At 33.1% G+C, this 12924-nt stretch carries 16 protein-coding genes; 8 read left to right on the forward strand and 8 right to left on the reverse strand.

Going from position 1 to position 12924, the window contains the following annotated elements:
* Positions 1 to 16: 16 nt before the first annotated feature.
* Positions 17 to 1042, reverse strand: a complete 1026-nt coding sequence (locus EAI80_RS05045) for an aminotransferase class I/II-fold pyridoxal phosphate-dependent enzyme (RefSeq protein WP_129981173.1) — start codon at positions 1040 to 1042, stop codon at positions 17 to 19.
* Positions 1043 to 1863: 821 nt separating this feature from the next.
* Between EAI80_RS05045 and EAI80_RS13775 the strand changes: the two genes are divergently transcribed.
* The 4 genes from EAI80_RS13775 (at position 1864) to EAI80_RS05060 (ending at position 3399) form a co-directional block, all read left to right on the forward strand.
* The gene (locus EAI80_RS13775) at positions 1864 to 2064 is read left to right on the forward strand and encodes a helix-turn-helix domain-containing protein (RefSeq protein ID WP_238634427.1); all 201 of its coding nucleotides are present in this window, start codon (positions 1864 to 1866) and stop codon (positions 2062 to 2064) included.
* Positions 2048 to 2749, forward strand: coding sequence for an RNA-guided endonuclease TnpB family protein (locus EAI80_RS13595; RefSeq protein WP_238634429.1), 702 nt, complete (start codon positions 2048 to 2050; stop codon positions 2747 to 2749). Before EAI80_RS13775 ends, EAI80_RS13595 begins: the two co-directional genes overlap by 17 nt.
* Positions 2750 to 2752: 3 nt before the next feature.
* Entirely contained in the window at positions 2753 to 3025 is a 273-nt protein-coding gene (locus EAI80_RS13600; RefSeq protein WP_202976602.1) for a zinc ribbon domain-containing protein, read from the forward strand.
* Positions 3026 to 3219: 194 nt separating this feature from the next.
* Complete coding sequence (locus tag EAI80_RS05060) at positions 3220 to 3399, forward strand: hypothetical protein (protein ID WP_006504963.1); 180 nt, start codon at positions 3220 to 3222, stop codon at positions 3397 to 3399.
* A 314-nt stretch (positions 3400 to 3713) separates the two neighbouring features.
* Here EAI80_RS05060 and EAI80_RS05070 read toward each other — a convergent pair whose 3' ends face one another.
* Positions 3714 to 4238 carry a nitroreductase family protein gene (locus tag EAI80_RS05070; RefSeq protein WP_238634430.1) on the reverse strand — a complete coding sequence of 175 codons (525 nt, stop codon included), beginning with the start codon at positions 4236 to 4238 and terminating at the stop codon, positions 3714 to 3716.
* 84 nt (positions 4239 to 4322) lie between these two features.
* Here EAI80_RS05070 and EAI80_RS05075 point away from each other — a divergent pair, with 84 nt between their 5' ends.
* Positions 4323 to 5135, forward strand: coding sequence for a hypothetical protein (locus EAI80_RS05075; protein WP_129981176.1), 813 nt, complete (start codon positions 4323 to 4325; stop codon positions 5133 to 5135).
* A gap of 218 nt (positions 5136 to 5353) precedes the next feature.
* On the opposite strand, the gene EAI80_RS05080 is transcribed toward EAI80_RS05075, so the two are convergent.
* The 6 genes from EAI80_RS05080 to EAI80_RS05110 form a co-directional block, all read right to left on the reverse strand.
* A complete protein-coding gene (locus EAI80_RS05080; RefSeq protein WP_129981177.1) occupies positions 5354 to 5884 on the reverse strand; it encodes a methylated-DNA--[protein]-cysteine S-methyltransferase in 531 nt (176 codons plus the stop codon).
* Between the two features lie 153 nt (positions 5885 to 6037).
* Positions 6038 to 6724 (reverse strand): TIM44-like domain-containing protein, encoded by a 687-nt coding sequence (locus tag EAI80_RS05085; protein WP_129981178.1) that lies wholly within the window; start codon positions 6722 to 6724, stop codon positions 6038 to 6040.
* Positions 6725 to 7065: 341 nt separating this feature from the next.
* Entirely contained in the window at positions 7066 to 7827 is a 762-nt protein-coding gene (locus tag EAI80_RS05095; RefSeq protein WP_055234609.1) for a transporter substrate-binding domain-containing protein, read from the reverse strand.
* A gap of 43 nt (positions 7828 to 7870) precedes the next feature.
* A complete protein-coding gene (locus EAI80_RS05100; protein ID WP_129981179.1) occupies positions 7871 to 8605 on the reverse strand; it encodes an amino acid ABC transporter ATP-binding protein in 735 nt (244 codons plus the stop codon).
* Positions 8595 to 9293: an amino acid ABC transporter permease gene (locus tag EAI80_RS05105; protein ID WP_129981180.1), complete on the reverse strand. Its 699-nt coding sequence runs from the start codon at positions 9291 to 9293 to the stop codon at positions 8595 to 8597. The genes EAI80_RS05100 and EAI80_RS05105 overlap by 11 nt, the downstream gene beginning before the upstream one ends.
* A 128-nt stretch (positions 9294 to 9421) precedes the next feature.
* On the reverse strand, positions 9422 to 10762 hold the full coding sequence (locus EAI80_RS05110; protein ID WP_238634431.1) for an MATE family efflux transporter: 1341 nt from the start codon (positions 10760 to 10762) through the stop codon (positions 9422 to 9424).
* Between the two features lie 117 nt (positions 10763 to 10879).
* On the opposite strand from EAI80_RS05110, the gene EAI80_RS05115 reads away from it, so the two are divergent.
* The 3 genes from EAI80_RS05115 to EAI80_RS05125 all read left to right on the forward strand — a co-directional run bounded on the left by EAI80_RS05115 (position 10880) and on the right by EAI80_RS05125 (position 12896).
* Entirely contained in the window at positions 10880 to 11668 is a 789-nt protein-coding gene (locus tag EAI80_RS05115) for a MurR/RpiR family transcriptional regulator (protein ID WP_161220282.1), read from the forward strand.
* A 117-nt stretch (positions 11669 to 11785) separates the two neighbouring features.
* Positions 11786 to 12220 carry a heme-binding protein gene (locus EAI80_RS05120; protein WP_129981183.1) on the forward strand — a complete coding sequence of 145 codons (435 nt, stop codon included), beginning with the start codon at positions 11786 to 11788 and terminating at the stop codon, positions 12218 to 12220.
* Complete coding sequence (locus EAI80_RS05125) at positions 12201 to 12896, forward strand: HAD-IIB family hydrolase (protein WP_129981184.1); 696 nt, start codon at positions 12201 to 12203, stop codon at positions 12894 to 12896. Before EAI80_RS05120 ends, EAI80_RS05125 begins: the two co-directional genes overlap by 20 nt.
* Positions 12897 to 12924 lie beyond the last annotated feature (28 nt).

Consider the following 12924-nt stretch of genomic DNA (forward strand, 5'->3'; position numbering starts at 1 on the left):
TCCGGAAGGAATCTTTTTATAATAGTTCTTTAAGTTTTTCAATAGATTCTTCTGTAGTCGCCCAGCTTGTTGCAAAACGCACTACAGTATGCGTATCATCATACTTTTCCCAGAAACCATAGCGTACATGCTTTTCTAGTTCTTCTAGCTTCTTGTTATCTACAATAAAGAACTGCTGGTTTGTAGGAGAATCAATATAGAATTCATAACCCTTTTCTTTAAAGATTGTTTTAAGCTTTTCAGCCATATCAATAGCATGTCTTGAAATCTTGAAATAAAGATCATCTGTAAAGAGAACATCAAATTGAACACCGTTTAAACGTCCTTTTGCAAGTAAAGCACCATGCTTCTTAATAAGGTTCACAAAGTGTGCTGGAGTATTATTCTTAGTAAAAACAACAGCCTCACCACATAATGCCCCTACTTTAGTACCACCGATATAGAATACATCAGTAATTTCTGCGATATCTTCTAGTGTTACATCAGTATCATAAGACATGAGACCATAACCAAGTCTTGCACCATCTAAGAATAAAGGCAAATTATAAGCATGACATACATCTGAGATTTCTTTTAATTCTTCTTTTGTATAAAGTGTGCCATATTCTGTAGGATGAGAAATATAAACCATACCTGGGAATACCATATGTTCATGGTTAGCATCGTTATAGAATGTATCTACTAATTCTTTGACATCTGATGCTTTTAACTTACCTAAATACTGTGGGACAGTGAGCACTTTATGTCCTGTATATTCAATGGCTCCTGCTTCATGAGCCGCCACATGTCCTGTCACTGCAGCGACAACACCTTCATAAGGCTTCAACATTGTATCAATGACTAATTGGTTAGTCTGTGTACCACCTGTAATAAAGTAAATATCAGCATCTTCTTTACCACATGCTTTCGCAATCTTTTTTCTTGCAGATTCAGAATATACATCTACTCCATATCCTGACTGCTGATCCATATTTGTTTCAATAAATTTTTCTAGAATGGCAGGATGTGCCCCTTCTGTATAATCACTTTCAAATGATAACATCTTTATATCCTCCGTTTTTTTGTATTCTACACTATTTTAGATATGAATACAAATAATGAAAATAATTCAAAAAATAGGAAGTAATTCACTCTGATGAATGAGTATATATATGTGTAAGCCACTTATTTCTTGTTTAGAATACTTTTACATAGAAAGATAAAGGAAACTCATTCCTCGAATAGTCAATTCATATTATTTGGTAGGAATAGGAACAGAACTATACTATAATAATCAAAAAGGAAGAAAATATAAGTAACTAAATATATCGACTATTGTGATTAATTGTGTTCAAATCTACTCAAAGGAAAGCTTTAATATGAAAACATCAAATATCACAAATTATAAATCAAAGGATTTTGCTGAACTTTAAGGCATACCTGTTAAGACATTATAACGTTGGGATAGAGAAGAAACTTTATAGGCAAACCGAACTCCAACTAATAGGCGTTATTACACTTATAATTAGTATTTACTGAATCGCGTTGCATTTTTAAGATTTTGTATTGCAAAAGGAATTATTGTAGACCAGTGTATTGAAGAATATGGAAACTGTGTAACGATTTATTAGATGAAGTAATGGAACAAAAAATCAAAAGCATAATTTGAATACCCACAAACCATAGGTTAGTGAAAATTAAATTTCATAAGCACCTATTAAACGGCGTTCTCGAAGTTGAACCTAATGCATGAATTTTCCATTTGTTCTATAATTAGATTAGAAATCAGATAGAGAACTCGTGTAGGATATTGTTTCAATACTTCATGTGCTCTCCTGCAGGTTGCAAAGGGCTTCGTAAGTATAAAAAAACAGATAGAAAGGGATGAGGAAATTGCTGAAGAGCTTCAAGACGGAAATAAATCCAACAGAGGAGCAGAAAGTCAAGATTCGTAAAACAATAGGTACTTGCAGATTTATCTATAATTTCTATCTTGCTCATAACAAGGAACTTTATGAAAGTGGCAAAAAGTTTATGAGCAGCAGCCAGTTTAGAGTATGGCTTAACAATGAGTATCTTCCTTGATCCAGAATATTCCTGGATCAAGGAAGCTTATTCGAAATCGGTAACACAGGCAGTAAATAACGGCCAGACCGCATTTGAAAACTTTTTTAAGCACAAGAGTGCCTTTCCAAAATTTAAGAAGAAAGGCAGATCTGATGTGAAAATGTATTTTGTAAGGAATAATCCAAAAGACTGCCTTTGTGAAAGACACAGAATCAAGATTCCATCACTTGGCTGGGTACGTATCAAAGAAAAAGGATATATTCCCACTACAAAAGATGGATACGTAATTAAGAGTGGTCATGTCTCAATAAAGGCTGACAGATACTATGTTTCAGTTCTTATAGAAATCCCAGATAAAAGGATAGCCAGTTATTCCAGTGAAGGAATTGGCATTGACCTTGGATTAAAGGACTTTGCGATTGTCTCTAATGGAAAAACTTATAAGAACATCAACAAATCTGCAAAATTAAGGAAGCTTGAAAAAAAGCTTATTCGAGAACAGAGAAGTCTTTCTCGAAAGTATGAAAATCTAAAGAAAGGAGGGTCCACTCAAAAAAGAAATATACAGAAACAAAGGCTTAAGATACAGAAGCTTCATCATAGAATTGATAATATTCGTACTGATTACATCAATAAGACAATCGCAGAGATAGTGAAAACCAAGCCATCTCATATAACGATTGAAGATCTAAACGTATCATGAATGATGAAGAACAGACATCTTTCAAAGGCAGTTGCTTCGCAGAAGTTTTATGAATTTAAATCAAAACTTCTAGCTAAATGCAAGGAGAATGGAATCGAACTTCGAGTTGCAGATAGATGGTTCCCATTATCTAAAACATGTCATTGCTGTAAAAGTATCAAGAAAGATTTAAAGCTTTCAGATAGAATTTTCAGATGTGACTGTGGCTATATCGAAGACAGAGATTTCAATGCTACACTTAATCTGAGAGATGCTACAACTTACGAAGTTGCATAAACAAACGCAAACGTAGGTATGTACCGAAGGCTATTTCGGGAATTTAAGACTATGGAGTGTACATGAACTTGTGAGTAGATATGATTTCGGTCAATCGAAAGCATACACAATAAAATAGTAAGTAATGTTCGTGAGAACTTACATTATCTCGATGCGAGTATATTTAATCACATTTTGAGTGGCAGTGATAGGATATGGAAAACAGAACAGTAATTATTAATGGTGTATCTTATACTTGTTTAACTGATGAAGAATACGAAGATTTACAGACAGTAGCTGCTTATGAAGAAAGAAAAAAGAGTAAAGATTTTAAAACCATTAGCTTTGATGAATTCTTAAAAGACAGAGAAGAAAAGTATGGAGTTAAATTTTGATATTGAAATCGAACCATACATTATAGAAATTATAGACAACATTGATTATTATAACTATATTAGATTCAGAAACTTCTCTATAGGAATCTTTCTAACCAAAGAATTACGAAAAGTCAAGGGAATAGTTGAGGCCAATCCACATATTGGCAAGAAGGTTCAAACAAACAAATATAAGTATGTCATGCCAACTACCAAAGCAGTCTTATATTATGAAATAATAGAAAATAGCAGAAATATCATTTTCTATGATTACAAACCTTTCAAACAGAATAAATACCTGTATTAAAATACCTGCTCATCAATGAGCAGGTATTTTAATACTTTGGTGTATGTACTTTATTTAACAATTCTTCTGTTACTTCTTTGGCAGGTAATGTTTGATCAATATGTCCAACCGATAATAGTGCTTCTAAACGTAGATTCTTTGGAAAATGAAAGATATTTCTAATATAGTCCTCAGTTGAATCTTCTGTAGATGATACTCTATTTCTTCCCTGAATCCAGCAGCCGCCTAACCCTAGTGATGAAGCCATATAATGCATAGTCAAGATGACATTACTGCAGTCTTCTACCCAGACATCCGTCTTATCTTCATCACCCAATACAATAATACAGGCACCTGCCCCTTCTAGCATCTGACTTCCTGCTTTTCTACATTGAGATAATTGTGTTAATAGTTTTGAATCAGTGACTACAATGAGTTCTTCTGGTTTAATATTACGTCCACTTGGTGCAAGTAATCCTGCTTCTACAATTTTATCCAACAATTCTTTTTCTACAGGTTCTCCAGTATATTGTCTATAGCTTCTTCTTTGTTTTAATAAGTCTAAAAAATCCATATAATCACCCTTTCTTTGCTCCATTATAACATATTGACATGTGTTGTGGTTTTTCTATAATGAGGGTAAAGGAGTGTGATATTTATGCGTATGTTACGTACAATTATATTAGATATTCTTATTTTCATTCTTGTGAATGTATTATGTTTCTCAATGCTTTGTCCAAGTATTATAAATAGTGCTATACAGAATGATGAAATTACCCAGGAAATGACAAATAAGGTTATGACAGTTATTAACCAATACACATACCGTCTTCCTGACATAACTATAAAAAAGATACAAGCAGATATTAGTCAATCTCAATCTATGACCGCACTAACAAGTAAATATAGTCAGGCTATTATTAAACAGATGGCTACAGGTGAAGAAAATAAAGAAGATATGACACCTTATATCAATAACCTTGCACAGGAATGTTTTGAGATTGTAGAGAAGGATACAGATATTACATTACCTAGTATATTAAAGACATCACTTACTAAATTGATTTCTTCTGGTTTAGTATCTCAGGGTATTGATCAGTATGTGGATGATTATATTAGTAAACAATCTCCTAAGAGATTAAAGATGATACAGATTTTCTATCAGTTAACACTTGATTCTAATCGAATGATTATGGGTGTTATACTTATTGTATTATGTTTGATTCAGTTGATTGTAGATAAGTTATATGGATTAACTGCATTAGGTGTAACAGGTGTATTATCTGGACTAAATGTAAGCTATATTATGCCACTCGCAATTAGTGAAGGGGCTAGTTCTTATTTGAATCGTACAGTCATCTTTGATCCATCAATACTTAGAACACCAGGAATGATGATATGTGGTATATCTGTTGTAGTAGTAATAATCGCACAACTAATCATGAGAAAAACAGCTAGAAAATTAATCTAGCTGTTTTTGACTAGAACAAATTACCCCCTAGTTGTATTATCTTTAAAAAGCATGGGAATAATATGGGATTCTTAAAGAAGAAAATAAAAGACTATTTCATGCGTTCTTTCTTCAATTTCCGCATCAAACTCTTCTTTAGTAAGACGTACTCTAATTTATTGATTTTTCATGCATAAGACCTCTTTTTCTTGACTTCATCGTGCAAAAAAAGACCTGCATTATGCAAGTCTTGTATCTATTCTCATACTGCTGTTAATAACTGAGGCTTTTTCGAAGAGGAGAAGCTTCTTTTTCTTTTCTACACCAGAAGCATAGCCTTTTAAGTTACCCTTAGAACCGATTACACGGTGTGAAGGGATGATTAACGCAATATGATTATGACCAATAGCACCACCAACTGCCTGTGCTGACATTTCTTTCTTATTACCATATTTTGCGATAGCTTTCGCAATATCACCATAAGTGATTGTTTCACCATAGGGGATGTGCTGGATAATAGTCCAGATCATTCTCTGGAATGGTGTTCCCTGCATCTTAATAGGTGGACAGAAGTTAGGAACGATTCCATCAAAGTATAGATTTAACCAGGCAATTGTCTGATCAAAGACTGGTAAATCCCGTTCTACTGGTTCCTTTAAAATATCTGCATAATATTTATCATCTTCAAACCATAAACCAATTAGTGATTCACCATCACTTGCCATAGTAATGTTTCCAATAGGAGACTGGTATTTTTTAATATATTCCATTATTTTTTACCTCCAAAAAATAAACAAAAAAAGCATTAGCGTACGCAAAAAAGAATTTCTTTTTATACGTATAGCTAATGCTTTGTGAATGACATGCTATAAAATATTCCTTTGTTGGTTGTATTGTAACACAATTATTTCACAAGGTCAATCTTAGACTTCATCTTCCTGCCTGATTTCATCTAAATAAATCCTGTCTTCTTCTACTATAAAGTGCCAGTATTCAATAAAGATTCCTTTATTATCCTGAGTGACTTCATTACCTTTGATCATTCTATCTCTCATCTTACCTTCTATATAAGACCAGAAGTAGTCATCACCTACTTCTACAACCATTGTTTTAAGAAGTCTGATATCAGAAAGTTCATTACGTATACCTTCATACTCCCACCAGTTAAGTTTTGTTTTCCATTGTTCATACAGAGATGGAGAAAGGCATTGTTTAAGAATATCCATATCTTTATCATTCCATGCATTCTGAATAGTGTAATAGTAATCGGCGACTACTTTGTTCATCTTCTTTTCATCAAAAGATGAGTTATTCTTTTCTGCTAGTCCTCTTTTCATATCCTTATGCATGGAGATAGCTTTATATCTACGACGATATTTTTTCATATATGAAAAACCATATGATATAAAAGAAAAAGTTATTAAACTAGCAATACGTCTTTCGGGTGTATCAACATATCTTACAGGAGAAGAAGAATGATGGGATGGAGAACCACTGCCTCCTCCACCGCCTCCTGATCCTCCTCCCCCGCCGCCAGCTCTTGCGTAAACAGGGGAAATAGAAAAACATAATATACATACGATAAATAAACATCTAATTAATTTCTTCATAGATTCCTCCTAGGAAATAAAAAACAAAACTAATATCATGAATACCATGATACATACCAAAAAGCCTAAAATACATAGTAATAAGCCTAGCCACCAAATAAGCGTTCTTTCTTTTCTAGTAATAATAGAAAAGATAAATCCCACAAAAGAAAATACGGGGCCAAGCAGAATGATATCTGTATAAGAATAAGGAGCGTGATTGGAACTATAAAAATAGATCAAAAATGCTGTGATAGATAAAAAACCACATATAAGTGGTATAGAGTTCATTTTTTTCATAGACAAAGTATAACATAAAAAAAGAATGATAAGAAATATATCTTATCACTCTTTAATAAGTCTTATTCGTACTTAGCGACGATTTTATCGTATTCACCGTTCTTCTTTAGGTTAGCTAAACCTTTGTTGAACTTCTTTAATAATTCTTTGTTTTCGCCTTTTAACACTGCAAAACCATAATATGCTGGACTTTCTTTACCACAAGGAATATCGAAGTTTAACTGACCTGTTTTAACCATATATTTTAATACTGGATAGTCTTCAAAACATGCAGCTGCTTCACCAGATTTAACTTTTTCAAACATGAATGTTGATTCTTCTACAACTTCTAGTTTGAATCCATATTTATCTTTAATAGACTGAGCATATTTTAATCCTGCAGTAGATGTTTTAGCAACTACAGTCTTACCTTTTAAATCAGCATAACCTTTAATACCTGAATTTTTTGCAACACCCATTGAAACACCTGTTTCATAGTACTGATCTGAGAAATCATATTTTTGTTTTCTTTCATCATTGATTGACATACCTGCAATAACACCATCAGCTTCACCTGATTCTAGTGCTGTACATGCAGCATCAAAACCTAATGAGTTAATCTTAATCTTGAATTTCTGATCCTTAGCAATAGCTCTGATTAAGTCCATATCGACACCAACTAATTTACCAGAATCATCTTCCATTTCGAATGGAGGATATGTTTTATCAGTCGCAATAATGTAAGTTTTTTCTTCGTTCTTACTACTAGAATTTCCTCCACATCCTACTAATGAAACTGCCATTAAACCTGCTAATACAATAGCACCGAACTTCTTCATTTTCATAATCGTTTCCTCCCTTATATATCTACACTTATGTGTTGATACCTTATAATACTTTGTTTAAGAAATCTATTGTTCTTTGTTGCTGTGGATGATTGATGACATCATATGGATTACCCTGTTCTACAATATATCCACCATCCATGAATATAACTTTAGTACCTACTTCTCTCGCAAAACCCATTTCATGAGTGACAACAACCATTGTCATACCCTGACTTGCAAGATCTTTCATAACAGCTAATACTTCTCCAACCATTTCTGGATCGAGAGCACTTGTTGGTTCATCAAAAAGCATAATATCAGGCTTCATTGCGAGGGCCCTTGCAATAGCAACTCTTTGTTTCTGACCACCAGATAACTGTGCTGGATAGCTGTCTGCTTTATCCTTTAAACCAACTCTATCTAATAACTGATAAGCTGTTTCTTCTGCTTCTGCACTTGTCATCTTCTTGAGTTCAACAGGTGCAAGCATAATGTTTTCTTTTACTGTCATATGTGGGAAAAGATTGAAGTGCTGGAATACCATTCCAATGTTTTCTCTCTTCTTATTAATATCAAGTTTAGGATCTGTGATATCTTCTCCATCAACGATGACACTACCACTTGTAATATCTTCAAGACGGTTTAAACATCTTAAGAATGTTGATTTTCCTGATCCTGAAGGACCAATTAAACAGATAACTTCACCTTCATTAATATCTAAAGAAATATCTTTTAAAACCTCTAAAGAGCCAAAGTTCTTCTTTAGGTTTTTGACAGAGACTTTTTTATTTGCCATAAGATAACCTCTTTTCTACAACTTTTGATACCTGTGCAAGTACTGTACAGATAAATAAATAATAACAAGCCATAAAACAATAAATGACCATCATATGAGCTGACTGCGTTGCGGCAATTGTTTTACCAACGTTAGTCAATTCTGTTAGACCAATAACAGATAATAATGAAGTATCCTTAATAGAAATAATGAACTGGTTGATGATTGAAGGTAACATCGTTCTTAAAGCCTGTGGTAAGACAATCTTCTTCATTGTTTTACCATAAGTTAAGCCAAGAGATCTAGCTGCTTCAACCTGTCCTTTGTCTACTGCTTCAATACCACCTCTGACGATCTCTGCCATATAAGCACCGGCATTAAGTGATAGAGCAACAGTACCAGCAGTAAAAGTACCCCCAATATTTAACCATCTAAATCCTGTAGGTCTTAACATCTGTCCCAAGCCAAAATATATAATCAATATTTGTACAAGCATTGGTGTACCACGAATGATATAAATATAAAGGTTGGCGATTGCCTTTAATATCTTCATGATCACTGACTTACTTTTTGAAGTATTGACTAATCCAACAATGATTCCAATAATAGTCGCAGCTACTAATGATATAATTGATAATTCAATCGTAATCACTATAGCCTGATTGAATCGACTGGCAAAAAAACCTAAATTTTCAAAAAATCCTTTCACATGAATCCCCCTTTTCTTTTATGTTTATAAATTACACCAATTCTTAATATATGTCAAAGATGTTTTATCACAATGAAAATATATTATTAAAATTGTATTAAAAAAGAAACAAAGTTGAACTTTGTTTCCTAATTAGCGTCAAAATGATGCTTTTTAAAGTGTTTATAGTAAATAATAAAGAGTAGTGAGGTCGTAAACCAAGTGACTGGATAAGAGACAACAACACCTTTAATAGTTGGATAGTGCGGTGAAATGAATGTGAGCCAGGCAATACGTAGTACACATATACCTAAGCATACTAATATCATTGGTTTAATTGATTCCCCACATCCTCTCATAGTACCTGAGAATATTTCAACACAACAATATAAGAAATAGAATGGCATTAAGAACAGCATCAAGCTATAGCATTCTTCAATAATATGGGGATCTGATGAGAATAATCTTGTGATATAACTACCTGTTAAGCAGAGTATAGTACTGATTGAAATAGTCATAATGAAAGCCATAGCAAGGGCAGTTCTTGTACCCTTTTTGATACGATCATGAAGATGAGCTCCATAGTTCTGTCCACTAAATGTTGTGATAGCTGCACCAATGGCCGCAATCATCATCCAGAACAGGGCATCTATTTTTACATAAACTGACCATGAAGCAATTGTCTGTGTACCAAAAGCATTGATATGACTCTGTAAGACAATGTTTGAGATACTATACATTGTAGATTGGATACCAGCAGGCGCACCAATCATAATAATCTTCTTTAGTACAGGAAGATGAAATTTCATCTTTGATAATGTAAGCTTGTAGACTTCATTTGTACGCATTAATTGAATAGTAACAAGTATGGCACAGACAAACTGGGCAATGACTGTTGCGATAGCTGCCCCAGCAATACCTTGATGGAAAATGACTACAAAGATAAAGTCAAATACAACATTCACAATACTACATACAATTAAGTAATAGAGTGGTCTTTTACTGTCCCCTACTGCTCTTAAGATTCCTGCACCGATGTTGTAGATTGCCCCTGGAATCATACATAAGAAGTAAAGCTGCATATAGAGAGTGGCATCATTCAATATATCATGTGGTGTACCAATAGCATCTAAACACTGATATGAGAAGAATAAGCCAAAAAGCATCATGAGTATGCCACTGACAATTGCAAGACTATAAGAAGTATGCACTGCCTGATGAATTTTCTTATTGTTTTGTGCACCATAGTATTGGGCGATGACTACGGAAGCACCTGTAGATAAGCCTACATAGAAGTTAACGATTAAACTCGTTAAGTTTCCTGTTGAACCGACTGCAGCAAGTGCGCTTGTGCCTACTGCTTGTCCAACAATGATTGTATCAACAGTGTTATATAACTGTTGAAAGAAACTTCCTATAAGAATAGGAAAAAAGAAAAAAAGCAACTGTTTCCAGATGACTCCCTTAGTGAAATCTTGTGTCTGATTCATGTTATTCCCCCCTAAAAGATTAATACATGATATCATAGAAAAAGAATAAAAGATATGTTATCGTTTACTCTTTTAATCAAAGAAAATTCACTTAAAATAGAAAGAGAGGTGAAGCCCATGATACTAGATATATCACAAGAAAATAAATATACAGAGACTGAAAAAGAAGTAATTAATTATTTAATGAATCACTTAGATTTATTAGAAGAGTTGTCTATTAATGATTTAGCGAAAAAAACTTATACGTCTAATGCAACTATTATTAGATTATGCCGTAAAGCAGGTTATAGTGGATATAAGGCTTTAAAGGTAGATTTAATTAAAGAAAGAGAAGCGAATAAGTATATTGTAGAGAGTGTGGATTATACGACACCTTTTCAATTTAATGAAACAACTGAAGAGATTATGAAGAATATGTTTTCTTTGTATCAGGAGAGTATTAAACAGGTGTATTCTAGTCTAGACATAAATGTGCTCAAGTCTATGGCAGATGAGATTATTCATAAGAAACGTATCTTTTTGTTTAGTTATGGGGATACACAGACTACAGTGATTAATTTTACGAATAAGCTTGTAAAAGTAAATATATTCCCTACTCTTGCGACACAGTTTGGAGAAGAGAGACATATTTCTAAACGTATGAACAAGGATGATTATGCACTTATTATTAGTTATAGAGGGCAAGAAAGACTTCTAGAGTGTGTACAGACATTGAGCAAGAATCATGTGAGAATTGGACTTATTACTGCGAATAAGAAGAATTCATTAATGGCTTATTGTGATGATTTAATTATGATTCCTGATTGTGAGAAAGAGAATAGAATTAGTACATTCTATTCACAATTAGCTTTTCAGTATGTCTTAAGTAATCTTTATGCGATTATTTATCATCAGGTGAATGATTGAACTTTTAGTTCAATCAATTCTATCAATAAGTAAGAATAAAAGAACGTTTGTTTCTATACATATGTAAACCGTTTCATTGTAAGATAATTTATGATAGAAATGAATTAGGTGATGAACATGAATAAAGAAGATGTATTAAAGTTAGAGGAAGAATTAAATTTTGATCATTTTGATGCAGAAGATGTGTATTGCATTGGGAATGAAATAGTAAAGAAAACAAGTAAACCAGTACGTATTAGAATCGTATTAGATGGAGATATTGTGTTCCAGTATTTGATGCCTGGAAAAAAGGGTGTGGAATGGTTAGATAGAAAGCAGAATGCAGTGGAAAGGTATCAACATAGCACTTATTATGTGTTTCTAGATCAAGAAGAAAGACATGTATATGATGAGAATGATTCTACTATCGCGATATGTGGTGGAGGTTTTCCACTTTTTATAAAAGATGAGTTACGTGGGTGTGTGATTGTATCAGGACTTGCCCATGATGAAGATCATCAATTGATTATAGATGTACTAGGAGGATATAAGAATGAAGGTATTTGCGACTGATTTAGATGGTACTTTAGTTCATAATAAAAAAGTAACAGAAACAGATAGAGAGGCCATTGCAGCTTTTCAAAAAGAGAATCTATTTGGTGTTTGTACAGGAAGACCACTGAGCTGTTTATATGATGTAGAGGGTATTCCTTTTGATTTCTATATTATGTGTACAGGTGCACTATTATTAGATAAGGATAAACATGTGATTGAGGAACACCTTTTAGATAAAGAACTTGTGAGGGATATATATAATCATTATAGAGACTACTCTAACATTATTGTACAAACAGAAAGTGAATCTCATTTCTATTTTACTGATTTTATTGATTTTTCTACTTTTACTATGATTAAGGATTTTGAAGAAATCAAGGATTCAAAGTTCTATAGTATTTCTTTAGTGTTTGATACCAATGAAGAAGCAGCAACATTTGTATCAGATGTGCATGATAGATACCCTATGGTATCTGGTTATCAGAATACAAATGTAATTGATATTGTATCAAAGGGTATTTCTAAAGGTACAGGTGTAAAGGCTATTAAGAAACATTTTAATGCGGATAAGATGCTTGGTATTGGTGATTCCTATAATGATTTACCTTTGTTTAAGGCAAGTGATTATAGTTTTACTTTCCATAGTTCTGCCACTCAAAATGTGATTAAATATACTCACATCGAGATAATGTAAGTTCTCACGAACATTACTTACTATGTCA

The sequence above is a fragment of the Catenibacterium sp. co_0103 genome (genome assembly GCF_004168205.1).
GTDB lineage: Bacteria > Bacillota_I > Bacilli_A > Erysipelotrichales > Coprobacillaceae > Catenibacterium > Catenibacterium mitsuoka_A.